This is a genomic window from Shewanella sp. NKUCC05_KAH (assembly GCF_019345585.1).
GTDB classification, from domain to species: domain Bacteria; phylum Pseudomonadota; class Gammaproteobacteria; order Enterobacterales; family Shewanellaceae; genus Shewanella; species Shewanella oncorhynchi.
This window is the reverse complement of record NZ_JAHKQZ010000062.1, coordinates 1-257: the sequence shown is the minus strand read 5'-3', so window position 1 is coordinate 257 and position 257 is coordinate 1. Positions and strand designations below refer to the sequence as shown.

Sequence of the window (257 nt, the reverse complement as noted above, 5' to 3'; positions counted from 1 at the left end):
CGGTAACAGGGGTTCGAATCCCCTAGGGGATACCATCTATATTTTATAGAGAGTGGTTCCTAGCAAATAACTAACGAGTTGTTTGGTAAGAACAAGGCATTTGCTTCCTAGACTATTGAAGCAAATGTGTTACAAAACTCGGTTACGAGTTAAATCATAAGTCCGGGTCCCCTTCGTCTAGAGGCCTAGGACACCGCCCTTTCACGGCGGTAACAGGGGTTCGAATCCCCTAGGGGATACCATCTATATTTTATAGA

Annotated in this window: 1 tRNA gene; it reads left to right on the top strand. The window is 44.7% G+C overall.

The features are described from left to right. Nucleotides 1-166 precede the first annotated feature (166 nt). Nucleotides 167-242 (top strand) — tRNA-Glu (locus KO533_RS22495). Nucleotides 243-257: the final 15 nt, after the last annotated feature.